The organism is Pseudomonas frederiksbergensis (assembly GCF_900105495.1).
In the GTDB taxonomy this organism is placed as follows: Bacteria; Pseudomonadota; Gammaproteobacteria; order Pseudomonadales; family Pseudomonadaceae; genus Aquipseudomonas; species Aquipseudomonas frederiksbergensis.
Genome location: NZ_FNTF01000002.1, coordinates 4242667 through 4269000, shown reverse-complemented (window position 1 = coordinate 4269000; position 26334 = coordinate 4242667). Strand labels below are relative to the sequence as shown.

Here is a 26334-nt window from a genome sequence, read left to right as displayed (position 1 = left end):
GCAGACCAATCCGTCAGGCAACCTGCTGCAAAATGTCCCGCAGGCGGTCCAGGGCGATGTCGATGTCGAGGGTTTCGATGGCGCCAAAACCGAGGAAAAGCCCGGACTGCGGCGCTTGTTGATAGAAAAAACTGTCGATGGGATACACCCCGACTTCGACCTTTTTCGCCAGGTCGATCACCAACGGAATATCGATAGACACTTTGCACATAACCACCATGTGGAACCCGGCAGTAGTCGGCACCGCCTCGAGCCACGGCGACAGATCGCCGGCCATGCGTTCGAGAATCCGCTCACGACGCCCGGCATAGATCGTATGGCAGCGCCGGATGTGCTTGAGCAGACAGCCTTCGGCGATGAACTTGGCCAGCGCCCATTGGGGCAGGGTGGAGGTGTGCAGGTCGGTGAGCTGCTTGGCGCGAATGACCGCGTCGAGAATCGCCGGTGGCAGGACCGCATAACCCAGGCGCAACTCCGGTAGCAGGGTTTTCGAAAAGGTCCCGACGTAGGCGACGATGCCGCGTTCGTCCATGCTTTGCAGCGAGTCGGTGGGCCGGCCTTCGTAGCGGAACTCGCTGTCGTAATCGTCCTCGATGATGATCGCGCCCAACTCATGGGCTCGTTCCAGCAGCGCCACCCGGCGCGCCTGGCTCATCGGCATGCCGAGGGGGAACTGGTGCGACGGCGTGACGTAGATCAGGCGGGTGCCGAGGGGGATCTTGTCCACCTGAATGCCTTCCGCGTCCACCGGAACGCCGATCACCGTGGCACCGTGGGTCCCGAACAACAGGCGAGCGGGCGGATAACCGGGGTCTTCCATGGCGACGATGCTGCCGGGACGCGTGAGCACCCGGGAAATCAGGTCCAGCGCCTGTTGCGCGCCATTGCACACCACCACGTCTTCGTCCTGACAATTGACCCCGCGAGAAAACGCGATGTGCCGGGCAATCGCATTGCGTAACGCCGGCAGGCCTTCGGGCAGGCTGTAGAAGCCCTTGGACGCGGCGATCTGGCGCAAGGCGTGAGCGGTGCAGCGCCGCCAGTCATCCTGGGGAAACTGGCCCTTGCTGGTGGCGCCACCGATGAAGTCATAGCGCAACGAGCCTTCCAGCGTCGGATGGCGCAGGAACACCGGCAGGTTGCGCCAGGACTCGATGACCTCGGCACTGGCCAGCTCCGAATGGCTCTGTTTGCGGGTGATTTTTGCCGGTCGGGCGTTGACGTAGGTGCCTTTGCCGATGACCCCAGTGAGGAAGTTTTCGTAGGTCAGTTGCGTGTAGGTATCGGAAATGGTCTTGCGCGAAATGCCCAGTTGTTCTGCCAGCAAACGGCTGGGCGGCAGCTGCGTCCCGGCTGCCAGACGACCGGATTCGATGGCGCTGCGCAGTTGGTTGTACAACTGGCCTGCCAGGTCCTTGCGGCCGTTGATGACAACGTGAAGTTCCATACCAGCGAGGCTCCTGGGGCGATTGAGGCGCGTGTGCGTCGGGCCAGATTACCCGCATGAACGCCTGCGCAAAAGTTGCGTGGGCGAAAAACCTCCGATTGGTCTGGTGCCTGAGTGGTCCATGGGTATTTCGCAGAATTGGATCTGTAACGCCTGTGTATCAACGCCTACCTTGAGGGGCACACATTCGATCCGCGAGGTCACTTCATGAACGTCCGCTGGATTACTACAGCGCATCGCCCAAGGCGATGAAAGCGATGATTGCCATGGAAGCCTTGACCAGCAACCTCAGCATCGAGCCGCCTTTGCTGCACTTGATCAAGATTCGTGCCTCGCAACTCAATGGCTGCGCCTTCTGCACCGACATGCATTCGGTGGATGCCCGGCGACTCGGCGAAACTGACCGTCGCTTGTATTCGATCGTGGTCTGGCGCGACAGCGGCTTCTTCAATGCGCGAGAGCGCGCGGCGCTGGCCTGGACCGAAGCCGTCACCTTGCTCGCTGAAAGTCATGTGCCGGACGACGTCTACGCGCAGGCTCGGGAGCAATTCAGCGAAAGCGAAATGGTCGACCTGACCATCGCCGTCACCACCATCAACAGCTGGAATCGCCTGGCGGTGAGCTTTCGACAAACCCCTGGAGGCTGAATCGATTTTCCACCCCGAGTGTCACGTCAGGTTCATAAACCCTGCGCAGGATGAGGCTTTCAAGGACAGATCGACAGGGAGTCAGCGATGCCATTCATGGAAACCACAAATCAACAAGTTGCCCAGTACCGCTCGCCCATAGAAAAAAGCTCATCCTGGCGCGCACAGGTGGCAGGGATCGATCCGGTACTGGCGCAGTCTTTTCGGGTCAGCGCCCGCTGCGGCTGTTTCATGCAGGCGGCTCGCAGTCTCAATATCAAGGCCACCCAACTGCGCAAACACTTGGCGCAACTTGAAACGCAACTGCAGTGTTCGCTGTTCAGCCACACAGAGAGTGGCGTTGCCCTGAGTCGGGACGGATTGCAGCTGCAATCGCAGTTGATTGCCTTGGCCCACGAACGCGACTTGCCGGTGATCGAACAGCCGTTGGTACGCCTGGCCGTCGCCGAATCGATCCTGCATGACATTCTCGGTCGCGATCTGGTTGCCTTGTTGCGCCGCAACGCCAGCGTGCGCCTGGACATCATCACCCTGGACAGTGAACTGTCCCTGCAAGCGGTCAGCGCCGATGTGGTGCTGTGGTTGGCCGGCACCGAATCACCGCTGCCCGGTCCGAGTTTTGCGGCCAGCGAGCCCCGGCGTCTGGCGCGGCTCGACTACCTGCCCCATATCGCCAAACGGTATTCACGGGTCGCATCGCGGCCAGACAGCCTCGACGACCTGGCGGACTTCCTGCTGGTGCAATGGCAGCATAACCGTCAGGTCGACAGTTTCCGACCGTGGAATAACCTCGTGGACCAGCGCCTGGCCGGGGTAGTGCAGTTGCATTCCTATGAGCTGATGCTGGAGATGATCCGTTGCAGCGCCTGCATTGGCCTGCTGCCCGGATACATCAGCCGCTTCGACCGCGGCCTGATTGAACTGCCGGGACTGTTCAGCCAACCGATGCAGCGTCAGGTGTGGATGGCGGTCAATGCCGAGTCCGAGGGGGCCGCGCAGGTGCAGATGATCGTTGAGCTGATCCAGAACACTTTCACTGAGCGTCGAGAGTGGTTTGAAGGTTGACCACTGTCCAAAATGTGGGAGCGAGCCTGCTCGCGATAGCGGCCGGATAGTCGACATCAATGTTGAATGTGATGGCCCCATCGCGAGCAGGCTCGCTCCCACACTGACCCTCGCCATATCGGAAGTAGACGGTATAGAGTGGGCGGCCATGTCTGTCTCAAGGATGAATCACCCATGCCCGCCACTGACGCTGTCATTACCCTCGAACGTTTCAACGAATCCCACATCGACGGCATTACCGCGCTTTACAACGACCCGGCCATCACCCGCCAGGTGTTGCAAATGCCGTTTCAGTCTGTGGAAATCTGGCGCAAGCGTCTGGCGCCGGACAATGAGCGTGTGGTGCAACTGGTGGCGCTGCATCAGGGGGCGGTCATTGGCAATATTGGCCTGGAGCAGTTTTCGCGGATCCGCCGCAGTCATGCCGGCAACCTCGGCATGGGCGTCGCGGTGGCCTGGCAGGGCAAGGGCGTTGGCTCGAAACTGCTGACGGCGGCGCTGGACATCGCCGACAACTGGATGAACTTGCAACGGCTCGAGCTTTCGGTGTACGCCGACAACGAAGCGGCTATCGGGCTGTATCGCAAGTTCGGCTTCGATACCGAAGGGCTGTTTCGCGACTACGCCGTGCGTGATGGCGGATGGGTCGATGCCTTGAGCATGGCGCGGCTGCGTCGCACGCCCAAGGCCGGTTGAGTCACTCGCCCAAGGCGAACGCCACCGCCGCCTGCGCATGCAGTTCGGTGGTGTCGAGCAAGGGCAGGGCGCTGTGCTCGGGTTTGATCAGCAGGCCGATTTCGGTGCAACCGAGGATGATTGCCTGGGCGCCACGTCGGGTCAGTGATTCGATGACCTGCTGATACATCTTGCGCGACGCCTCGCTGATCACCCCGACACACAACTCGTCATAGATGATCCGGTGGACGGCCTGACGTTCATCGGCGTCCGGCACCAAAACGGTCAGCCCCATCGAAGTCAGGCGTTCCTTGAGGAAATCCTGCTCCATGGTGAACGCTGTGCCGAGCAATCCGACCTTCAGAGCGCCAGCCTCGACGGCGGCCTGACCCGCCGGGTCGGCGATGTGCAGGAACGGAATACTGATCGCGTCCTGAATTTGCCCGGCCACTTTGTGCATGGTGTTGGTGCACAGCACCACGCAATCGGCACCGCCAGCCTGCAACCGCTGCGCCGCGTCCACCAGAATCGCCGCCGCATCATCCCAGCGTCCGGCGTGCTGGGCCTGTTCGACAGGGCCAAAGTCGACGCTGTACATTAGCAATTTCGCCGAACGCAACGGCCCGAGTCGGTCGCGCACCTGCTGGTTGATGAGACGGTAATACTCGGCGCTGGACTCCCAGCTCATGCCGCCGATAAGGCCGATGGTGCGCATGTAGTGCTCCTGTTGATGGCAACCCTTTATTTTTGAGCATGCCTTTATTTGAGAGTACCCGTGGCTCTTCATCGCGATCTATCAGGAAATTTCACATGCCAGCGGTGCTGAGCCAAGAGCTGCTGGACGGCAGGCTCTGCTTGCAGCTTTTGCCCCGCGCCGCTTACAGCGCGCGTGATCCTGTGCAATGGCAAACCCTTGGGGTGACGCTGGAACGTCAACAGGGCGTGCACGCCATCGATTCGGATCACCGGGTGGATTTCGACACCTTGCCTGGCGTGCTGGCTTACACCCCGGTCGGCGTGGAAGTGTTTTCCGAATCGGCCAGCGGTGGCGAGTATCTGCTGATGCGTCTGGAACCCTTGGCCCATCAGCATTTACCCTCGGTTGACCACCGTGTGCAGTCTTCAGGCAATCGCCGCGCGCTGATGCTGGGTCGAGAGCTGCGGCGCCTGTTGCTCGCTCCGCAACCGGACAGGCTGGCGCTTGAGCAAAGGGCGGTGGAATTCGTTGGTTTGATGAACCCGCAGGCCAATACCGCGCACCGTGTCATGCCCAGGGTTTTCACCCGAGTGCTGGACCAGATCGCCGCGCAGTTCCACGAACCCCTGACCCTTGGACAATTAGCCGCCACCTACGGGCAAAACGAGCTGCGCTTTCTGCGTGACTTCACCCGGGCCATCGGCCTGACACCCCACGCTTACCTCGTTGAGGTGCGGCTACAGGCGGCACGCCGGATGATCGAACACACCGACCTGGCCCTGGCCGACATTGCCCTGGACGCAGGCTTCGCCCATCAGTCCCACATGGGCAGTGCCTTTCGCAAATACCTGGCCATGACCCCCAGCCAATACCGTTCACGCTTTTAGTCGTACGCCGGCAGCGCGCATCTGCCATGCTCAAAGTCCGCAGCACCGCTTCAACAAAGGAACACCGCAATGGACGATGTACAGCAACTGGGTGAGATGCTTCGCCATTACGCAGAAAGCGAAGCGCACAAGAAACAACTGTTCGAGTCGCAATCGGCCGTGTGGGCGACGCGCATTGGTGAACTGTTCGGTCAGATCCAGCAATGGCTGGAACCGGTCCAGGCGCCGAATCTTCTGGAGGTGAGCCGCGAGGCTTATGTCGCCTCGGGGCCGAGCGTGCCGGTCGAAACATCGACCTTCAAGACTGAGAAACTGTCCATTGTGATCGCCGGCAAACCGGTGGAATTTGTGCCGGATGTGATGGGTGCCGGTGGTCAGATTTCACTGGCCGTGATGGGCCTGACAGCGGCGCGGTACGGCAGCATTTCGCTGGTGTGCCTGCCACCGTCCAGCAGCTGGCAATGGCGCAAGACCAATGGCTTGAAAGACCCGGATACCTTTGCGTTCGATGCGAACTTTCTGGCGCAGCAGTTGCAGAGCCTGATTCCCCGCGAGCGCAGTTGAAGTCACAGATCGTTCCCCACGCTCTGCGTGGGAATGCAGCCCGGGACGCTCTGCGTCCCATTGGAACGCGGAGCGTCCCTTGAGGCATTTCCACGCAGAGCGTGGGAACGATCATCGTGGCGTCAAATTTCGAGATTGCCCCAACCCGGTTTTGCTTCTTCCGGCGGCACCGCCTTCACGGTTTTCCCCGTCGCCAATTCCACCCGCCGCGCCACCTCCGGGTCATCGGCAAACGGAATCAAACTGGCTTCATCCAGACTCTCGGCCGTCTGGTGTTTCAGGCAGTATTCAACTGCCAGCCAAAGCCCCACGACGCCCAACACATTCAGCACGATCTCAATCATCTCAAGCCCCTTGCCTCAGGCAATCTGCGCTTCGCGGTGGGCCATTTCGATGTCCGAAACCCGCACCGTGCGCCAGACGTTGTAAGCCATCAACAACATGCCGCTGAGGAAGAACACGCCGCCGACGAAGCGCACCACGAATCCTGGATGGCTGGCCTGCAAGGCCTCGACGAAGGAGTAAGTCAGCGTGCCGTCATCGTTGATCGCTCGCCACATCAAGCCCTGGGTAATGCCGTTGACCCACATCGAGGCGATGTACAGCACGGTGCCAATGGTCGCCAGCCAGAAGTGCAGGTTGATCAGCGGCGTGCTGTACATCTGTAAACGCCCGAAGACTTTCGGGATCATGTGGTACAGCGCGCCGAAGGTGATCATCGCCACCCAACCCAAAGCGCCGGCGTGGACGTGGCCGATGGTCCAGTCGGTGTAATGGGAGAGGGCATTGACCGTCTTGATCGCCATCATCGGCCCTTCGAAGGTCGACATGCCGTAGAAGGCCAGGGACAACACCAAAAAGCGCAGGATCGGGTCGGTGCGTAATTTATGCCAGGCGCCCGAGAGCGTCATCATGCCATTGATCATCCCGCCCCAGCTCGGTGCCAGCAGGATCAGCGACATCGCCATGCCCAGCGACTGCGCCCAGTCCGGCAGCGCGGTGTAGTGCAAGTGATGCGGGCCGGCCCAGATGTACAAGGTGATCAGCGCCCAGAAATGCACGATCGACAGCCGATAGGAATACACCGGCCGCCCAACCTGTTTCGGCACGAAGTAATACATCATCCCCAGGAACCCGGTGGTCAGGAAGAAACCCACTGCGTTGTGCCCGTACCACCACTGCACCATGGCGTCGGTGGCCCCGGAGTACACCGGATAGGACTTGAACCAGTCCACCGGAATCGACAGGTGATTGACCACGTGCAGCATCGCGATCACCACGATAAACGCGCCGAAGAACCAGTTGCCGACGTAGATGTGCTTGGTCTTGCGCTGCACCACGGTGGTAAAAAACACGATCGCATAAGCGACCCATACCACGGTCATCCACACCGCGCCGGAGAACTCGATCTCGGCGTATTCCTTGGTGGTGGTGTAACCCAGCGGCAGGGTGATCAGCATCACCACGATCACCGATTGCCAGCCCCAGAAAGTGAATGCCACGAGCTTGTCGGAAAACAGCCGCACCTGGCAGGTACGCTGCACCGCGTAGTAACTGGCGGCGAACTGCGCGCTGCCGGCAAAGCCGAAAATCACCAGGCTGGTGTGCAGCGGGCGCAAGCGCCCGAAGGTGGTCCATGGCAGGTCGAGGTTCATTTCGGGCCACACCAGTTGCGAGGCGATCCATACCCCCATCGCCATCCCCACGACACCCCATACCACGGTTGCCACGATGAATTGGCGGACGACCTTGTAGTTATAGGCCTGTCCGATTGTTGCTGTACTCATGGTCAATGCTTCCACGGTTGCAAAGTCTTGCCAGGCCACCCGGACTGGCATGTCGTGCACTGTAGAAACCTTGCTGGAAACAAAACAGACTCAGGAAAACATCATTTATGCAGATCAGATTTGAGGTAACGCTGCGGCCATCTGGCACAACCTGATACGGTTTTTTAGCGTTCGGCTGAATCTGTAACGCGCTGCGTCGCGGGCCCATAGTCGCTACCACAAGCACCGCCAAACCCGTAGCAGCTGCCGAGCAGCGCGAGGCTGCGTTCGGCGGCGCAGCCGTCGCGAAATCAAGCGACTCGGTGGGTCAGGTAATCCGGGTACACAGGGTTTACGACGGCTTCGCCGCCGAACGCAGCCTCGCGCTGCTCGACAGCTGCTACAGACCTGGCGCAAGGCTTACTTCAGCGCCGGATCTCCCCTGTTCATTTTCTTCCAGCCCTGCAACAGCACCTGCGCCTTGGGTTCCTGCCCGTTATCCAGGTAGTACTGGATCAACGACAACCGAACATTGCGATTGGCCGGTTGCACTTTCAGCAACCGCTCCAGCTCTTCACAGGCCTCATCGACTTTGCCGCTGTCGTGCAGTGCCACGGCCAATACATACCCATACTGCGCGTTCTGAGGTTCCAATTGCGCGGCCTTGCGCAGGACCTGCATGGCCAGGGCTGATTTGCCTGCGCGCACCAGCGACAGGCCTTGAGTGTGTTGCAGCAGCGCAGCATTCGGGTGTTCTTTCAGGCTCTGCGCCAGCAGCGCCTGAGCTTCCTGGCTGCGTCCGTTTGCCTCCAGCCATTGCGCCAGCGTCACCAGCGCCGGGTAGAAATCCGGATCGCGCTGCAGGGCAGTGCGCAGCAACGCTTCGACTTCACCGCTCCGACCGTTGGCCTGATAGAGCATGGCCAGGTTGAGGTTGGCTTCGGCGCGTTCGCTCAGGTTCTTCTGGACCGCCTCGTATTCGGCGATGGCTGCATTCCAGTTGTCTTGGGCGCTGCCCAAGCCATTACGGGCCACGCTCAGCAAGTCCCGGGCTGCGGCTATCCGCACAGCTTTCACCGGGTCGGCCAGCAATGGCGTCAGTAGCGATGCGCGCTCCGGCGGCGGCAGGAACGCACTGATCGCCCGAACAGCGCTTTCACGCACTTGCGGTGCCGGGTGGCTCAAGTCCTGAGTGGCCAGTTTCAACGCCTGTTCGCTGGGATACAGCGGCAACTCGGCGAGTAGGGTCGCGCGCTGAATCGCTGGCAATTGGCTGCGTTGCAGCTGCTCGTACAAGGCTTGTGCCGCGCCAGGCTGACCGTTGCGAATCAGCCACAGGCTTTCGTCGTAACGCGGTGCCTGTGCGGTAGTGGTGTTCCAAAGCTTGAATTGCTCGGTGACCTTGTTGCCAGCCTTGCCTTGGTGGCAGGTCAGGCAAGCGTCCGGTGTACCGAGTTTTTTCGCCCGCTCAGGGTTGGGGATGCTGAAACTGTGGTCATGCCTGAAGTCATTACCCATGTAGAACTTGCCGGGCATGTGGCAATCCACGCACTGCGAACCCGGCTGGCCCATGGTGTGGCGGGTGTGTTCGATGGAATCGTAGTTCTTCGCTTGCAGCCCTTTGCCGTCGACGCCATCCACCGAGGTCTTGCCGGCGGTGTTGTGGCATTGCAGGCAGACACCATTGCCCGGTGTCTTGAGCTCGGTGCTGTGCGGGTTGTGGCAGTTGCTGCAACGCACACCCTTGTCGAACATTTTGCTCTGGGCAAAGGAGCCGTGTTCGAACACTTCGTCCTTGATCTTGCCGTCCAATGCGTACAACTCGCGGGTCAGGGTGCTCGGCAGATAGTCATCCATCAGACGCTTGCCGGCGGTGAAGCCGTCGCCCAATGGCGCGCGGCGCGAGTGGCAGCGGGCGCAGGTTTCGATTTCGACGGTGGCGTTCTTGTCCTTCAAGTCGACGGCAAAACCGGCATGGACCAGGTCACCTTTTTTTGCCGTCCACTCCAGGTGACTGGAGGCCGGGCCGTGGCAAGCCTGACAGCCGACACCGAGGCTGTTCCAGTGGCTGTCGAAGGTGTTTTTAGCAGCATCGAAATTGCGCTTGTAACCGGTGGTGTGGCACTCGACGCACATGAAGTTGGCATTCTGGCTCGGCTTGCTCCAGTGCAACGGGTCCTTGAAGTTCACCCCCTGGCCCGGATAGAGGTGAAACCAGCGATGCTTCTCGGTATCCCAGGCCACGCCGAGTGCCTGCAACCGACCTTCGCCGACCTCGATCAGGTATTGCTGCAACGGCGCGATGCCGAAGGTGTAGGCGACCTTGAAGTCGGCATTCTTGCCGTCAATCCCAGGGGTGTTGACCCAGAATCCGCCGTCCTTGCGCGAGAAACGGGTGGTTTCGTTTTCCGCCTTGAAGGTGACGTTATTGAAGTCGCCGAGCATCGTCTCGGCATTGGCCGCCTGCATCGCCAATTGGTGATGGGAACCTTGCCAGTCCTTGACCTGCTCGCTATGGCAGCCTTGGCATTGTTGCTCATCGACCATCGTTGCCGGCGCCACGACGACCGGTTGCGGTTTGACTGGGTGAACGGTCGGAGTGCTGACAGGTGCATAGCTCACGGGGGCCGGTTTGCTGCTGAACAGAAACCAGCCGATGCCCGCGATAGCCAACAGCAAAACGCCGAGGGTGACGGGAAACAGGTAACGGTTAATCAAGGTCGGTGGCGAATCAGGGGTTGGCTGTACTGCTTTATTTTTATGTTTCGGCATTGCGACTTCCATAGTACGGGTGCGTTTGCCGTCAGGCGCGCGTTCAAGCTCGATGCAGCTTTGCCGGATGGCCGGCGCCTGTCAAATGATGGTTGTGAGGTGCTGAGCAGCGTCCAGGTCATGAAGGCTGATGAAGCTCAAGTCCAAGTGATGCGTTGAGGCTGTGGGCCCCTTCGCGAGCAAGCCCGCTTCCACATTTGACCTCTGTTGTGTACAGAATGCGTGATCAACGCAGATCCAGTGTGGGAGCGAGCCTGCTCGCGATGACGGTCTGCCAGGCGCTGCATCACTCCCCGACAAACCACCGAAAATACGGATTCCCCCCATCCCCACGCATCACCTCGCGAATATCCCTGGCCCACGCGTCCCGGTCACCGTCATAAGCATGCAGACTCGCCCGATAGAACTGCATCAGGCGTTGTTGGTGTGCGTTCATTCGCTCGTTGAAACCTGCATCGGCATTCACCAGCGGTGGCGCTATACGCAGGTCCAACAGGGCTGGCAGTACGCGGCTGATCTCCTTGGCACGCACCCATGGCGCATATTCGATACGCGGCTGATCGTCGGTCACCGGTTGGGCGTCGGCGGCGAACCGCTCCAGGCCTGCACGATCGGTGACCCAGGTCGAGAGCAACGCAGGAGCGGAGCCGATGCCCACGTCCTGTAAGGTGCTGCGCACGGTGTCCTGTTGGAAGCGTTGGCTGATTTTCGCCGCGTCCAGTTCGATCGGTTCCATCGAGCCCACCAGCAGCATTTCGTGGAACTCGCTGGTCCACAGGGTGGCGTAGGGGAAGACGTCGAGAAAGCTGCGCACCAGTGAGCGCGAGTCGTCGATGTTCTGGGTGGGCAGCGGCAACCACTGAGCAACCAGGCCTTGTTTCTCCAGGCGACTGGCGGCCAACTGATAGAAGTCCCGTGAATACAAATTCACTACCCCGGCAGCGGAGGGCGGCGGCGGTTCGAGGGTGATCAAGTCGTAGCGCTGTGGGTTGCGCAGCAGCTCCTGCCGGCCATCCTGCAGGCGTACGTCAACGCCGGGGTCGGCGGCCGCATTGAAGTTGCCTTTGAACAACGGCGCGGCTTTGACCACCGATGGCAGCAACTCGGCCACGACACGGTGCTCCAGCCCCGGATAGCGCGTCAGGGCGCCAGCGGTGATGCCGGTGCCAAAACCGATCACCAGCGCCGAGCGCGGTTCGCCATTGTGGATCAGCAGCGGCAGCAACGCCTGAATACGCATGTAGCGCAGGGACGGCATGGCGTCGCCAGTGTTGGATACGCCCTGGATGTACAAGCGCTGGAACGCTTTTTGTCCTCTGCCTTGGGTGACCACGGCGACGGTCCCACCGCGTCCTTCCTCGTAGAACGCCAATTTCGCGTTGCGTGCACCGGGAAGCAGGCTGGCGAGTTTGTCCACTGGCGTAAAAACGGCCACCGCAATCGACAATAGTCCAATAGCGACCACCGCCTGGCGCCGGCCTTTCTTGACCCCATGACCCTTGCGCACCGCGAAGTAACCAATCCCGGCGGCGACAATCGCCAGCAGGCCCAGGGTTCGGACCAGCCCCAGTAACGGGATCAGCACAAAGCCGCAGAGCATCACCCCGACAATCCCGCCCAGCGTATTGAACGCCACCACCGCGCCGACCGCCTGACCGACCCGCTCGCGGCCGACGCTCAAACGCAGGGCCAGCGGAAATGCGGCGCCGAGCAACAGGGTCGGCACAAACACGATGCTCACTGCCGCCACCACAAACCGTGCGGTCATCCCCAGCAGATCACTCGCCCCCAACGACAACACCCAGGTTTCAGCCAGGCTTTGGGCGACCACCAGCCAGCGTCCGAGCAAGGTGATTTCCAGCAACGCGACGAGCCCGGCACCGGCAATCAACAAGCCGAATACTCCCCAGGGATCGCGAATGCGCTCAACCCGACGGGCCAGCAGCATGCTGCCGAGGAACAGCCCGGTGAGGTACGTCGCCAGCACCACCGCAAAGGCGTAAGTGCGAGTGCTCATGAACTGCACGATGGATTGCGACCAGACCACTTCGTAACCGAGGGCCACGCCACCGGCAATTGAATACAGCCACAAGGCAACGCGATCGGGGGCTTTGTCGGCGTGGTGCTTGACCGGCGCAGCATCATTCGGCAGTGAACGGTGGCGTTGGAACCACAAGGCACCGACGGCGGCCAGCAGGTTCAGCATCGCCGCCGCCAAGGCACTGCCGCGTACACCGAGGGTCGCAATCAACACAAACGCGGCGAGCAGGGTGCCGGCGATGGCCCCGGCGGTGTTCGCGGCATAGAGCTGCCCGCCGGCCTTGCCCAGCTGTTGCGGGTTTGCTGCCAACGAGCGAACCAGCACCGGCAGGGTGCCGCCCATCAGCAGTGCCGGAATGCCCACCAGCGCAAACGGCAATACCCAGGCGAGCAGACCGACATGTTGCTCTAGCCAGGCAAATGGGCTGGCCGCGAGACTCATGGCAAAGGTCGCACCGACACCGAGCACGGCCACTAGCACCTCAAGCCCTGCATAGAGCAGAACCGGCTTTTGCAAGCGATCGGCCCATTGACCGAACAACAAGCCGCCTAACGCCAACCCGGCAAAAAAGGCGCTGATCCCGGTGGTGATGGCGTACACCTCGACGCCGACTACCAGCGACAGCTGCTTGATCCACAGCACCTGATACACCAGCGCTGCGGCACCGGAGACGAACAGCAACAGGGCGGGAATCAGCAACGCCGGAGCTTTGATCCGAGTGGCGGGTAGGGCCGACGACTTGCTGGCGACACGTGAGGACATTGCGGATTGCCTTGTGCAGAACCTGAAATAGTTATGTTTCTACGGTGGACACAAACCTTTGTAGCAGCTGCCGAAGGCTGCGTCCGGCTGCGAAGCAGTCGTAAGTTCAGACGACTCGCTAGACCAGACAGTCCGCGGCGCATGTGGAACGAGGACTTCGTCCTCGAACGCAGCCTTCGGCAGCTGCTACAGGGAGTTGTGTGCACGCAAAACAAGGCCGCTCACCGGTGAAGGCGAGCGGCAGTCAAGCGGTCTTACTGTGCAGGCTGGTTCTTCATTTTTTCAGCGATCTTTGCATCCACGGCCGCGCGGATCTGATCAATGCTGAAGCTGGCCGGTTTCTGGCTTGGCGGATACTCGATGAACGTTTGCAGGAACTGCGCCGACTTGCCGACGGCTACAGAGGCCAGATAGACGTTCTTGGTTTGCCAATCGTAATACTGATCGGAAACGATGTCGGCCCGCTCATACGGATCCATCCGCAGATTGAAGATTTTCGGTACCCGCAAGCATACGAACGGCTCGCTCCACACCTTGAACCCGCCCGGCGCGCGTTGTTCGCAGAACACTGCTTTCCAGTTATCGAAACGCATGGACACCAGTACACCGTCGTCGTTGAAGTAGTAGAACTCCTTGCGTTCGCCTTTAGGTTGTTGGCCGGTCAGGTAAGGCAGTTGGTTGAAGCCGTCCAGGTGCACTTTGAAGTTGTTGCCACCCGAAGTGGGCGCCCAGCCTTTGAGCAGTTTGCCTTTCACGTCCGCATCGCCTGCTGCCGCCAGCAGGGTTGGGAACCAGTCCATGCCCGAGAACATCTCGTTCGACACTTCACCCGCCTTGATCTTGCCCGGCCAGCGAACGATCGCCGGTACCCGATAGGCGCCTTCCCAGTTGGAGTTCTTCTCGTTGCGGAACGGCGTGGTCGCCGCGTCCGGCCAGGAGAACTGGTTCGGGCCGTTGTCCGTGGAGTAGACGACGATGGTGTTGTCGGCGATTTTCAGGTCGTCGAGGGTTTTCAGCAGTTTGCCGACGTCACCGTCATGCTCGAGCATGCCGTCCGCATACTCGTTGCCGGGCATGCCGCTCTGGCCCTTCATCGAATCGCGCACGTGAGTGAACAAGTGCATGCGGGTGGTGTTCATCCAGACGAAGAACGGCTTGTCCGCCTTGGCCTGTTTCTCGATAAATGCTTGTGCCGCAGCAGTGGTTTCGTCGTCGATGGTTTCCATGCGCTTGGCGGTCAAGGCGCCGGTGTCTTCGATCTTGCCGTCAGCGAAGCTGTGAATCACACCACGCGGGGAGTTGGCCTTGACGAACTCAGGGTCATCCTTGGGCCAGTACGGGCGTTCGGGTTCTTCTTCGGCGTTGAGGTGGTACAGGTTGCCGAAAAACTCGTCGAAACCGTGGTTGGTCGGCAGGTACTCATCCCGGTCGCCCAAGTGGTTCTTGCCGAACTGGCCGGTGGCGTAGCCCTGGGACTTGAGTGCCTGGGCGATGGTGATGTCACGTGTTTGCAAGCCCACCGGGGCACCCGGTATACCGACTTTCGACAGACCGGTGCGCAACGGAGTCTGCCCGGTGATGAATGACGAACGCCCCGCAGTGCAGCTGTTCTCCGCGTAATAGTCGGTGAACATCATGCCTTCTTTGGCAATTCGGTCGATGTTCGGCGTCTTGTACCCGACCACCCCCATGGAATAGGCGCTGATATTGGTCTGGCCGATGTCATCGCCGAAGATCACCAGAATGTTGGGTTTTTCAGCGGCTCCGGCTGTTGCCGAAATCGCCATCACCGAGGCTGCCACCAGGGCGAATTTCGGTAGCCACTTGTGTATGCGAGTCATCTGACTTGCTCCTTTGCTCACTTGCGTCGCTCAAGCGCGACAAACGTTTTTTGCAGTCCTGCGTTTACGCTTTTTTATTGCACGTGCTCGGGTGCGGCGGCCTCGAAGGGATAGATCCGGCGCCATTCGGCGGCCATATCCACGATAGTCCAGCCACGGGTTTTTGCTTCGTCCAGAGCCTTGTCCAGGCGACCGATTTGGGATTGACGGTCATAAGCCCATTCGCGTTTGGCGTCGGTGTGATGCACCAGACCCATGAAGCGTTTGCCCGGTCCGGCGGCAGTCCACTGCAACATTTGCAGGTCGCCGTCGGAGTTGCCGAACGCAAGGATGGGACGTCGGCCAATAACCGCGTCGATGCTTTCCGGTTTGCCCGGACCATCATCGTTGTGGGCCAGTTTGGCGGTGCGCAGGATCGACGGTTGGCCGTCCTTGAGCTGGTAGGCGGTGACAAACGTGGTGCCGATCACTTGTTCCGGCGGGATGCCATAGACCTTCTCGGCGAAGGCGCGCATGAACGCGGTGTCACCGCCGGAGACGATGTAGGTTTTAAAGCTCTGGCTGCGCAGGTAGTCGAGCATTTCCAGCATTGGCTGGAAGATCATCTCGGTGTACGGCTTGCCGGTTTTCGGATGGCGCGCCTGGGACAACCAGGTTTTGGCGTAGTCGTCGAAGGCTTCGGTGGTCATGCCGGTGTGGGTGGCGCCGAAGATTTTCAGGATGCCGTCCATGCCTGACTCGCCCAAGGCCTTGTGATCATTTTCGAGCACGGCCTTGAAGGGCTGGGTGGTTTTCCATTCCGGGTGCTGCGGTGCGGTGCGCTTGACCTCTTCCAGGGCAAACAGCAATTCGAAGTACATCGGCTGCTCGCTCCACAGCGTGCCGTCGTTGTCGAACACGGCGATTCGATCGGCGGGTTTGACGAAGTCCTTGCCGCTTTGATCGGTCACCGCCTGGACGAACTCGATGATGTTCGTTTTCGCCGGGCCGTCGTTCCACGAGGGCAGGGGCTCGCCGGTCTGGGCCAGCGCCGGGAGGCTCAGTGCAAGGGTTAACAGCAACGTCAGCCCATAGCGGTGGCGTAGCGATATCGGGTTCGTCATGGCACATCCTTCTCGTGAGCGGGATTGAGTGGACGCAGTGCAGGTGCGGCTGACGCTGTGTCGCGTTTGGCCTGACTATGCAGCGTAGCCAAGGATTGCTTTAGTTGGCGCAGCGCTTGGTCTGCGCTGGGTTGACGGCTGTAACAGGCGCGCAGCAGGTCTTGCAGGCGCGGACCAAGGTTCGTCAGTTTCAGGCCCATGCGGCTACGTCTGGCCCACAGGTACAGGGCGCTCAACTGTGCGGGTTTGCCGTCGATTTGCCTCGAAATCTGCCGCCAGGCGTAATCGGCGGACTCCAGCCACGCGGCGCGTCGGACTCGGCGCCGGGTTTGCCATTGAAGGTACACACGATGGACGAGCGGACGGGCAAACCAGCCGAGTAATGTCACAGCCACCAGCAGCGCTAAAAGCACCAGCCAATGCCCGGAGAGATGCACGCGACCTTGCTGACCGAGTTCTTTCAGGTCTTCGGTGATCGAAAATACCGGTCGATAGGCGCTGTTGGCCCTGGCATCGAAGGTCACGGCCGGGATTTGGGCCATTCGGGTCTGTCCGGTGCTGGCGTCCCACCATTTCAGTCCGATTGCCGGCAGGTGATGGCGGCCTTTGGTGTCGATCCGATAGGTTGCAGTGTCGATGCGCTGGCCGCCGTTGAAATGGCCGCGACCGTCGCCAAGGTCGCTGATTTGCGCGGCTTTCGGATAACGGCTGAGGCCGTCGACATCGTCCAGTGACGGCGCGGGCAGTGACATGGCCAGGGCGTTGTCGGCTTGCAGCGTGAGTTGCCGGGTGATGCTGTCACCGACCTTCAGGGGTGTTGCCGAGTTGACGATGGTTTGCGTGAAGCGCAGCCCTTGGGCCACCAGCACCGGTTCGCCGGACTGGAACCCCGGTGGTTGTGTGGCGCGAAAGTGCAGTGGCTGGCTTTGGGCGGACAACGGCGCGCTCGCCTGACCGGGCATGGCGCGCACTGTCAACGCCGGAATGTCGAAACCCTGGGCCAGATTCGGGGTGATCCGGTAGCGGTAGCGCATGCCGTTGAACGACTTGCCGTCGAGCGTCTGGTTCAGGTGTTCGGCATGGCCGTCGGGCGGCATGACCAGTGCACCGGGCAGTTTCAGGTCGGGCAGGGTGGGGGCGTCGGTGAACCAGCTGTCGGTGAGGACATCGAGTTGCAGTTCCAGAATGCCGCCGACCATGACCGAGTCTGCGGGTTGCAGGCGGGTCTGGATTCGCAGCTCGGGTTCGGTGGCCAGAGCAGCGGTGGTGATCAGGCACAGGAGTAAGGTGCGAAGACCTTTGGTGACTGGACGGGCGCCATCGCGAGCAGGCTCGCTCCCACATTTGATCCGGGTGCACCGCAAATCCCCTGTGGGAGTGAGCCTGCTCGCGATGGACGCGACTCGGCCTACCAGACGGATCATGGCTTGCCCCCCGCCTGATCCTGCACACTGAATTTCTGCTTCAGGAATTTCGCCGGCGACGTACTGAGGTTTTGCAACCACAGCGCATCCGACGCCGCTTGCTCGGTCTCGACCGGTTTGCTCTGGCCCTTGCCCGGCGCCTTGTCCATTTTGATGTCGTCGGGTTTGACCTCAGGTGCGTTTTGTTCGGCGCTGTCGGTGTCTTTCTGCAAGGCGATGGCCAAGGCCAGGTTGGAGGTGGCTTCAGGGAATTGCGGTTGCAGCTTCAACGCCTGGGTATACGCGGCGATAGCCTGGTCAAACTTGAAGCGGCGCACGTAAATATTGCCCAGATAGAAATACACCTGCGGTGTGTCCAGTCGCGCGAAACTGGCCAATGCCAGGTCGTAATCGGCGGCGTTGTAGGCAGCGATGCCTTTCCAGTAGGGATCGACGAAGTGCGTGGCGGCCTGCGGGAAGTGTTGGTGCTCGAAAGCCCAGCGGCCTTGCTGGTCAGGGGTGAAAAAGGCATCGGTCAAGGGGTTGGCTTCGGCCGGTGCTGGTTGCAAGCCAATGCCCAGTGCCAGCAACCACCCGGCCGTCCAGTTCAGACTCCAGCCCTTGCGCACGCTGAAGAAGGCGATCAGCAGCAACGGCCAGCACAGCCAGTAACCGGCATCCTTCCAGTGCAGTTCACGCTGTTCATCGCTGGCCGCCTGGAAGTGCTGCTGGGCGTGCAGCTCGATCCAGTCCAGGTCGTCGTCATTGAGCGTCAGGCTGCCCAACGGCGCATCCAACGTTGATCCCAGCTGTTTGAGTGCGGCCTGATCAAAACGGCCGAGTGCCGGACGACCGTTGCTGTCGGTACGTGGCTGGCCGTTGGCATCGTGGATGACCCCGCCATCCTCGCTGCCGACGGCCAGAATCAGCACTTGCAGCGCGCTGTCGTCCAGTTGCTGGTCCAGACCGCTGAGTTGTGAGGTGTCGGCGCCGTCGGTGATCAGCAGCAGGGTTCCCGGCGTTTTCTCGGCGATCAGCAGGCGTTTGGCTTGCTCGACCACCGCGCCGACATTTTTCCCCGGTTTGGCAATCAGGTCGGTGCTCAGGGCTTGAATGAAGGTGTCGAGCAGGGCGGGATCGTCGGTCGGCGGCAACACCAGATGCGCGCTGCCAGCATAGGCGATCAACCCGCTGCGAGCCCCGGCGCGACGCTGGATCAGGTCATGCAGCTTGTGTTTGGCCGCTTCCAGACGACTTGGCTGTATGTCGGTGGCGTCCATCGACGGTGACAGGTCGATGGCGATGATCAGTGGCGCGCGATTTTCCAGAAAGTCCGGACGGTCCTGCTCCCAGGTGGGCCCGGCAGCGGCGATGGCGCCCAGCATCAACACCACGCAGGCCAGATGCACGGGCCGAAAACGCTGCTGATCCTGCGGCGTAATCAGCAAATGCGGCAACAAGTGCTCGGCGATGTTGCTACGCAAACGCCGTTGCACGTCACGGCTGCGGCGCCACAGCCAGGGCAACAGGGCGCCGAACGGCACCAGTAACAGCCACAGTGGACGCAGGAAATGGAAGTCACTGAGATTGATCTCCATCTCAAGCCTCCTGCCGCTGACGCGAGAGTGTCAGCTGCGGACGGAGCAGGGCGCCTAAGTGGTAGAGCACGAGCAAGCCGATCGCGGTCCCCATTGGCCACCAGAACAGATCCTTTTTCGGTTGATGGCTGAGGGTTTTCACTTGATGCGGCGTGAGTTTGTCGAGGGTGGCGTACACCTGATCCAGCGCATTGCGATCTTCAGCACGGAAGAACTTGCCGCCCGTGGCCTCGGCGATTTGCTGCAAACCCTGAAGGTTGACCTTGGCTTCACCCGAAGCGTCAGGGTCGCCAATGCCGATGGTGTGAATGACCACGCCTTTGGCAGCCGCCATGGACGCCGCGTGATCCGGGGTAATGGCGCTGCTGGTGTCGTTGCCGTCGGTGAGCAGGATCAGGACTTTTTCCTGTTCGTGGGCCTGGTCGAGCAACTTCAGGCTCAGACCGATGGCGTCGCCGATGGCCGTGTTGGGCCCGGCCATGCCGATGCCGATGTCGTCGAGTAACAGCGACAGGCTGGTGTGATCGAGGGTCAGCGGCGCCTGCGGGTAAGCACCACTGCCGAACACGATCAGGCCCAGCCGATCATCTTTGCGCTTGTCGATAAAGCCACGAACCACGTCCTTGACCGCTGCCAGGCGGTTGATCTTCTGGCCGTTGGCGTCGGTGAAATCGGTGGCTTCCATGGACTGGGAAATGTCGATGGCCAGCATCAGGTCGCGCACCGGTTGCTGGCGCTCGATGGGTTTTTCGACGAACACCGGGCGAGCGGCGGCCAGCAGCAATAGCGCCCAGACCAGCAGGTTCAGCAGTAACTGCCAGCGATTGCTGCGGGTACCGGCCTGGCTGGGTGCCTGGCCGACCGCCCGGCTCATGGCAGCGAAAAACGGTACGCGCACGGCGCTGCGGGCTTCGCGGTAATCGGGCAGGAAGCGGTAGCCGAACCATGGCAAAGGCAAAAGGACCAGCAGCCATGGGTAATCAAACTGCCACATGGTGATGCTCCACCCAGTGTTTGCAGGTAGCGAACAGTTGATCGCGCTGAATGCTTGGCAACGCAAGCAATACGGTGTCCGGCGCATAAGCAAGCTGCGCCAGTTGCTGGCTGAAATCCGCCGGTAATGGCTGCGCACTGTGCAGCTCCAGGAATGCTTGCCAATCTTTCCCGCCTAACGCCGTCACCTGTGGGAGCGAGCCTGCTCGCGATGGCGTCATGTCAGTCGACATCAATGGTGAATGTAAGGGCCTCTTCGCGAGCAGGCTCGCTCCCACAGGGGGGGTATTCCAATCGGTGGGCATCGACAGGGCTACGCGTTTGAGTAGCTCTGGCAGTTCGCGCAGGGCGCCGAGTTGATCGTCGCTGTTTTGCAGTTCAACCAAACGCACCAACGCCTCGCGCCGATAGCGATCCCGCCGCCACTGCCAGTACCTCCGTGCGCTGACCAGCAAAACGGCGATCACTAACAGGCAGAGCAGAACCCACCAACCCCACGTCTGCGGCGCATAACTCACCGGCGCGGGCAGGGCGATCTCCTTGAGCTGTTCGATGCTCGGGATGTTCGGGTTCATCGCCGCCCTCTGCCGAGCTTGCCCAGTTCGGCGCGCAATTGTTCCTGTGCCTCGGTGGCGGTGCTGAACATCATCAGCGGCACCTGACTGCGGCGCAGCAACGTAGCGACGTCTTTGAGCCGACCACTGAGAAAGTCCCCCAGCGGCTGATGAACGCTGCGTTGCTCGACGGCCAGTTCCACCTGCAACTGACCTTGAGTGATCAGCAAACGGCCATTCTTTGGCAGGTTCAGCGCCAACGGGTCGTAGACCTGCATCGCAATCACATCGTTGTGAGCCGCCAATTGGCGCATCAACTGCAAGGTGCGTTCACCGGCGCCGGCAAAGTCGCTAACGATGCAAATCAGGTGATCGTGACCGGCCACCGCCAGGCAACGCTGTAAAACCTTGTCGAGTTGATCCTCACCTTCGGCGTCCGGATTGGCTGCGTTCAGTTGTTGATTCTGCTCAGCGATGCGACTGCACAGCGCTTCGACACGTTTACGGCTGCGCAGCGGGGCAATGGCCTCGATGCGCAAATCATTGAACACCAGGCCGCCGACCCGATCTCCCGCGTGGAACACCATCCACGCGGCCAACGCGCCAAGTTCGGCGGCAATGGCGGATTTGAAACTGCGCTGGGAGCCGAAGAACATCGACATGCGCTGATCGACCAGAATCAACGCCGGGCGGTCGCGTTCTTCGGTGAAGGTGCGAACCACCGGTTTGCCGGTGCGCAGTGATGCCCGCCAATCCAGATGACGCAAGTCGTCTCCCGGCTGATAGCGGCGCAGTTCATCGAAGTTCAACCCACGGCCACGCAGGCGCGAGGCATGGTTGCCGGCGAGAATGCTGCCCTGCGGCTGACGCGCGAGGAAACTCAGGTCACGCGCCTTGAACTCCAGGGCCATCAACTGCGCCAGAGAGACATAGACCAGACCGTCTGCACTGTTCATTTCAACCTCAGGCCGGAATCGCGACGTTGTCGAGCAGGCGATCAAGCACCTGATCGGCAGAGACACCGTCAGCGACTGCGTCATAGCTCAGTTGCAGCCGATGACGCAGCACCGGATGCACCACGGCGCGAACGTTGTCCGGCGAGACAAAATCCTGCCCCTGTAACCAGGCATCGGCCCGGGCGCAACGATCCAGGCCGATACCGCCGCGAGGGCTGGCGCCGATGGCAATCCAGCGACCGAGGTCGGCATCGTAATCGGCTGGGTGGCGGGTGGCATTGATCAGGTCGATCAGGTAGCGGTCGATGGCCGGGGACACGTGAATGGCGCTGACTTCCCGACGCGCTGCGAAGATCACCTCCTGGGATAGCGCGAAGCCTTGCACCGCAGCCGTTTTCGCGCCCAGCGCAAACTCCTCTTCACGCAACAGGCGCAGCACCTGGCTTTCGTTTTCTGCGCTCGGGTAATCCAGCAGAACTTTCATCAGGAACCGGTCCATCTGCGCTTCCGGCAGCGGGTAAGTGCCTTCCTGCTCGATCGGGTTCTGGGTCGCCACCACGATGAACAGCTCCGGTAAAACATGACTGTTGCCTGCCACGGTGATCTGCCGTTCTTCCATGGCTTCCAGCAGCGCGGCCTGAACCTTGGCCGGGGCGCGATTGATTTCGTCGGCCAGGATCAGGTTGCCGAACAGTGGGCCGGGCTGGAACTGGATCTCGTTCCTGCCATCGATCTGGTGCAGCACCTCGGCGCCGGTGATGTCTGACGGCAGCAGGTCGGGCGTGAACTGGATGCGGCTCATCTTCGCGTCCAGGTGTTTGGCCAGCGCCTTGACCGTGCGGGTCTTGGCCAGGCCGGGCAGGCTTTCGAGCAACAAGTGCCCGTTGGCCAACAGGCCGAGGATAATCTGGCGGATCACCTGATCCTGGCCGAGTACGGCTTCGGCGATGCTGGCTTGCAGGGCGTTGAGGTCTTGGAGTGCAGTCATGGGATGTTCCTCTCCTAGAAAAACGCCAACGTCAGGTTGACGCTGAAGCCGTTGCCTTCAGGGCGGTTCTTGGTGTCGAACTCCGGTACCCAGCGCGCGCTGACGCTGGCCTGGGCATCGGCAAATTTTCCGGCCCAACCCACCACCGGACCGGCTCCGACGGAGCGGCCGCGAAAGCCGTTGAGTGAATCGGCGGTCTGGCCCTTGTCATCGGTGATCTGCTGCACGTAACCGCCGACAATGCCGGCGCTCCAGCCATTGCCGAAACCGTGGGTCCACAGCGCATCGAGGGTGAAGATGTTGCCGTTGCGATAGTCCGTGGCGTCGTTCTCGGTGTAGAACTCCAGGCCGCTCGACAGGGTGAACTCGCCGCCCTTGCCGTCCAGATGGGTGAAGGCCACGGTGGGCATGAAGGTGTAAGTGTTCTGGCCGGGGTTGGCCAGGCGATCGTCGTTATAGGCACCGGTCGGCACGTAGATCGGCAAGGAAAGCGAGAGGTGGTTGACCTCGTCGAAGTGGTAGCCGGCGGCGATCGGCGTGATCAGCATGTCGGCGAACTGTGTGCCGGTGTCTTCGGTGCCCAGTGTCCGCCCGCGCGGGCCGGTAATACTGATGCTGACGTCGGTGTACTGCACCGGCACGCCGATGGCCGAGGCGTAGTTCCAGCGACCTTTGCCGGTGTCCCAGATATGGGTGAAGTTGGCCATCGTGTAGGAGACTTTCATGTCCAGGCCTACACCGACTTCACCGGAAATCGGCGCCCCCTTGCCGCCCTTGAGCTCACCGTCATACCAGATGCTGGTGAAGGACGTGACCCAGCCGGGTTCTGGCGGCACGATCCCGGCATTGGAAAACACCTGTTGCCCGGTGATCGGCCGACCGACACCGCCCTCCGCCCCGAGAGTCAGTGGGCTTGTACCGAGCACGCACAGGGCCAGTAAAGGACGCACAACATAAGGCCTGAGCATGACGGCCCAGGCGCTGGTGCTCAGGGCGATCGACAGTGCGGTGAGCAGCATGCGGTTATTCATGAAACTTCCTTATAAAACGCTTGGGCGTCATTCCACAGCCGTGATGTCGTCGAGTTTCCAGCTTTTATCGAAGTAGGCTTCGGTGGGTGCGTACAGACGGAAATAGCTGAACCAGTGTTTGCCCGGCACGGTTTGCACCCAATTGTTTTCGAACCCTTGTGGCGCGGTCGGGCCGAAGTACAGGTCCACCGAGCCGTCAGGGTTCTTTTTCAGATCCTGACGGGACGACAGATCGGCCTTGCGCTGCGGGTTGTCGATCAGGCAGCGGCTGTCGATGTCATAGACGGTCATCGACCAGAACTGCTTGGCCGGCGGGTTGGCGCCGACGTGCAGGCGATAACTTTTGCCACCGTCGAGCCAGTTGCCCTTGGCGTCGGTGTAGGCGCCGAGGTAGGTCTGGCCCAGGCCCGGTGTCTTGGAAACCATGCCCTTGGTGTTGGTCACCGCTTCGTAGAACCAGGCGCTGCGCTCCCACAACTGGTCGTAATAAGCCACACGCTGGGACGGCTCGGCGATGTTCAGCACGGTGTCCCATTGCCGGTCTTTCCAGTACTGGGCGTCTGGAAAACGCTTGGCGAACGTGTTGGCCTTGGCGATCAGCTCTCCGACTTGTGCGCCTTGTTCCAGCGCCTTGCGTTGGTTGTCATTGGGGTTGAAGGGTTTGTCTTTTTCGATGCCCAGGCTGGCCAGCATTGCCATGTAGAAGCGATCACGTTCGTTGACCGGTTCTTTCTGAATGATTTGATGCAGCCGTTCCCAATAAGCCAGGCCGCGCGGCTGGGTGCCGGACCAGGCCTTGCCGCCGGGGGAGAGCAGTTGGGTCTTGGCCGGTTCGGCGCGTTTGGCGTACGGGTACATCTTGAACTGTTCGACCAGCGCCTTGCCCTTGGCCGGGTCGGGATCGAGGACGCGAAAACCCACCAGCACGTTCATCGTTTCCGACTTGGCGAGGTAATACTTGCCAGCGTCGGCCGGTGGCTCGGCACCCGGAGGCAGCACCAGATACTTGCCGCCCTTGCCTTTGTCGGGGCCGGTCTGGCCCATGTCGATGATTGCACGCTGCCAGAAATCACCCACACCACCCGCCGTCGGGCCGGGCGGCAGTTCGATCACCAGCGGACCGGTTTCATTCAGGTCGACGAAACCGAGGATGTACGGCGTGGTGGCGTTGGCGGTGATCACACCCAGTTTGTCTTCGTAACTGTCGAGCACCATCAGGTCGCCGCTGTGGGCTCCGAGTTTGTCGCGAAACGCTTCCTGCCATTGCGCGTAGGACACCAGCGGCAAGGCCCACAGGTAACTCTGGGTCGCCTGTTGGAAATCCAGCTCGGCGTAGAGTTTGGCAATGGATTCATGGGCCGGCAGTTCGCCTTCCATCGCGATCTTGCCGATCCGCGTATCCAGCTCCTGGGCGCCGACACCGCAACTGACAAACATGGTCATCAGGCTGAAACCGGCTGCGCGAATTGCACCGTGCATAGGAAAGTCCTTATTTGCCAAACGTGACATTGATCCCGGCAAACAGCGTGAACTGCGGCAGGCCATCGCCTTTGCGTTCCACTGTCCACTGAGGTTCGATGAAGGCATTGAGAATATTGGAACCTGATTTCCACACTTTGCCGCTACCGAACCCGATGGGGATGTAATGGGTGTCGTTTTTCAGGTCGAACGTCCAGATGCCGGTCGAACGCAAATACCAACCCTTTTCCAGGTTATGGATGATGAAAGGTTGCAGGGTTGCGGTTTCGACGTGGGCGCGATCATGGTCACCGGCGAACGAACTCTGGTACTGGACCAATGCGCCGAGCAGGCCACGAGGCGATGAATCAATTGCAATGGCCGCCAGGCCCGCCTGCCATTTGCCAGTGCCCAGTTCGTCCTGGTCGGCGGTGGGGGCGGTGATCAGCGGGCCGATACCCAGCTGCACACCGTCAGTCTTGAGAAGGAAGATGTCGAAAATATTCAGATCACCTTCACCAGTGCTGTAGCCGCCGTTTGGATCGGGGCGAGTGCTGATCGGCACGGTGGCGCGCAGCAATTGCGGCACACCAATGAAGTCATTGGGTGCGATGGGCAAAGTGCCGCGCATCAGGAGGTCGTTGGTGTGGGCATTGGTGTCGTAAAGCTTGGGTGTGTAGTAATCCTGAAGGTTGACGCCGGGCGCCAGGTTCAGCGGGTTGTTACTTTTGTTGGCCGTATCGGCGTTATCCGCGTGGGCATAAACGGCAGACGCCATCGATGCTGCCAATAGAAAGGCGTGTGTTCCCCAATTGTTCAACATGATTCCCCCCGTTCCTTCGTGGCTCATTGGACAACTCGGCACTGGGCGGCCGTTACTGCGAAATCTCTTTCCTATCAAGCCTGTAGGACACGTCTGTTGAAGCTAGCAGCTAACTAAGGGTTCGCCAGTCGAAGAGGGGAATCTTCGGTTTTTCGTACACGCGAGCGGGAGTTTATGCGTACTAAAAAGTTAATACGAAACAGGAGGTTGAGATCGACGGACTACTAGATGTGGCGAGAGGACAAGCCCCTTCGCCACAACGA

General features: G+C 60.7%; 22 protein-coding genes. 5 read left to right on the top strand and 17 right to left on the bottom strand.

Annotated elements, in window-relative coordinates; translation table 11 throughout:
- Positions 1-13: 13 nt before the first annotated feature.
- The gene (gene pdxR, locus BLW70_RS19950; protein ID WP_074876845.1) at positions 14-1447 is read right to left on the bottom strand and encodes a MocR-like pyridoxine biosynthesis transcription factor PdxR; all 1434 of its coding nucleotides are present in this window, start codon (positions 1445-1447) and stop codon (positions 14-16) included.
- A gap of 248 nt (positions 1448-1695) precedes the next feature.
- Here pdxR and BLW70_RS19945 point away from each other — a divergent pair, with 248 nt between their 5' ends.
- From BLW70_RS19945 to BLW70_RS19935, 3 genes are all read left to right on the top strand, one after another.
- Complete coding sequence (locus tag BLW70_RS19945; protein ID WP_074876843.1) at positions 1696-2094, top strand: carboxymuconolactone decarboxylase family protein; 399 nt, start codon at positions 1696-1698, stop codon at positions 2092-2094.
- A gap of 87 nt (positions 2095-2181) precedes the next feature.
- Complete coding sequence (locus tag BLW70_RS19940; protein WP_074876841.1) at positions 2182-3159, top strand: LysR family transcriptional regulator; 978 nt, start codon at positions 2182-2184, stop codon at positions 3157-3159.
- Positions 3160-3333: 174 nt separating this feature from the next.
- Positions 3334-3855: a GNAT family N-acetyltransferase gene (locus tag BLW70_RS19935; protein ID WP_074876839.1), complete on the top strand. Its 522-nt coding sequence runs from the start codon at positions 3334-3336 to the stop codon at positions 3853-3855.
- A 1-nt stretch (position 3856) separates the two neighbouring features.
- Here the strand turns inward: BLW70_RS19935 and BLW70_RS19930 are convergent, their stop codons facing one another.
- Positions 3857-4549: an aspartate/glutamate racemase family protein gene (locus BLW70_RS19930; protein WP_074876837.1), complete on the bottom strand. Its 693-nt coding sequence runs from the start codon at positions 4547-4549 to the stop codon at positions 3857-3859.
- Positions 4550-4644: 95 nt separating this feature from the next.
- Here BLW70_RS19930 and BLW70_RS19925 point away from each other — a divergent pair, with 95 nt between their 5' ends.
- A complete protein-coding gene (locus tag BLW70_RS19925; RefSeq protein WP_074876835.1) occupies positions 4645-5418 on the top strand; it encodes an AraC family transcriptional regulator in 774 nt (257 codons plus the stop codon).
- A gap of 69 nt (positions 5419-5487) precedes the next feature.
- Positions 5488-5982: a hypothetical protein gene (locus BLW70_RS19920; protein WP_074876834.1), complete on the top strand. Its 495-nt coding sequence runs from the start codon at positions 5488-5490 to the stop codon at positions 5980-5982.
- A 122-nt stretch (positions 5983-6104) separates the two neighbouring features.
- Here the strand turns inward: BLW70_RS19920 and BLW70_RS19915 are convergent, their stop codons facing one another.
- From BLW70_RS19915 to BLW70_RS19840, 15 genes are all read right to left on the bottom strand, one after another.
- Complete coding sequence (locus BLW70_RS19915; protein ID WP_074876832.1) at positions 6105-6326, bottom strand: hypothetical protein; 222 nt, start codon at positions 6324-6326, stop codon at positions 6105-6107.
- A gap of 15 nt (positions 6327-6341) precedes the next feature.
- Entirely contained in the window at positions 6342-7769 is a 1428-nt protein-coding gene (gene ccoN, locus BLW70_RS19910) for a cytochrome-c oxidase, cbb3-type subunit I (protein WP_074876830.1), read from the bottom strand.
- A gap of 399 nt (positions 7770-8168) precedes the next feature.
- A complete protein-coding gene (locus BLW70_RS19900; protein WP_074876825.1) occupies positions 8169-10520 on the bottom strand; it encodes a tetratricopeptide repeat protein in 2352 nt (783 codons plus the stop codon).
- Between the two features lie 286 nt (positions 10521-10806).
- Positions 10807-13323, bottom strand: a complete 2517-nt coding sequence (locus BLW70_RS19895) for a fused MFS/spermidine synthase (protein WP_074876823.1) — start codon at positions 13321-13323, stop codon at positions 10807-10809.
- A 254-nt stretch (positions 13324-13577) separates the two neighbouring features.
- Positions 13578-15164: an arylsulfatase gene (locus BLW70_RS19890; protein WP_074876822.1), complete on the bottom strand. Its 1587-nt coding sequence runs from the start codon at positions 15162-15164 to the stop codon at positions 13578-13580.
- Positions 15165-15238: 74 nt separating this feature from the next.
- Positions 15239-16267: an HAD family hydrolase gene (locus BLW70_RS19885; protein WP_074876819.1), complete on the bottom strand. Its 1029-nt coding sequence runs from the start codon at positions 16265-16267 to the stop codon at positions 15239-15241.
- Positions 16264-17691 carry a BatD family protein gene (locus BLW70_RS19880; RefSeq protein WP_074876816.1) on the bottom strand — a complete coding sequence of 476 codons (1428 nt, stop codon included), beginning with the start codon at positions 17689-17691 and terminating at the stop codon, positions 16264-16266. Before BLW70_RS19880 ends, BLW70_RS19885 begins: the two co-directional genes overlap by 4 nt.
- Positions 17688-19268, bottom strand: coding sequence for a VWA domain-containing protein (locus BLW70_RS19875; RefSeq protein ID WP_074876814.1), 1581 nt, complete (start codon positions 19266-19268; stop codon positions 17688-17690). Before BLW70_RS19875 ends, BLW70_RS19880 begins: the two co-directional genes overlap by 4 nt.
- A gap of 1 nt (position 19269) precedes the next feature.
- On the bottom strand, positions 19270-20262 hold the full coding sequence (locus BLW70_RS19870; protein ID WP_074876813.1) for a vWA domain-containing protein: 993 nt from the start codon (positions 20260-20262) through the stop codon (positions 19270-19272).
- Positions 20249-20836, bottom strand: a complete 588-nt coding sequence (locus tag BLW70_RS19865) for a DUF4381 domain-containing protein (RefSeq protein ID WP_074876811.1) — start codon at positions 20834-20836, stop codon at positions 20249-20251. Before BLW70_RS19865 ends, BLW70_RS19870 begins: the two co-directional genes overlap by 14 nt.
- Complete coding sequence (locus BLW70_RS19860; RefSeq protein WP_074876809.1) at positions 20833-21771, bottom strand: DUF58 domain-containing protein; 939 nt, start codon at positions 21769-21771, stop codon at positions 20833-20835. Before BLW70_RS19860 ends, BLW70_RS19865 begins: the two co-directional genes overlap by 4 nt.
- A gap of 7 nt (positions 21772-21778) precedes the next feature.
- A complete protein-coding gene (locus BLW70_RS19855) occupies positions 21779-22759 on the bottom strand; it encodes an AAA family ATPase (protein WP_074876807.1) in 981 nt (326 codons plus the stop codon).
- A gap of 14 nt (positions 22760-22773) precedes the next feature.
- Complete coding sequence (locus BLW70_RS19850; RefSeq protein WP_074880705.1) at positions 22774-23727, bottom strand: SphA family protein; 954 nt, start codon at positions 23725-23727, stop codon at positions 22774-22776.
- Between the two features lie 90 nt (positions 23728-23817).
- Positions 23818-25269: a DUF1254 domain-containing protein gene (locus BLW70_RS19845; protein WP_074876805.1), complete on the bottom strand. Its 1452-nt coding sequence runs from the start codon at positions 25267-25269 to the stop codon at positions 23818-23820.
- A gap of 10 nt (positions 25270-25279) precedes the next feature.
- Positions 25280-26071, bottom strand: coding sequence for a hypothetical protein (locus BLW70_RS19840; protein ID WP_074876803.1), 792 nt, complete (start codon positions 26069-26071; stop codon positions 25280-25282).
- Between the last annotated feature and the right edge of the window lie 263 nt (positions 26072-26334).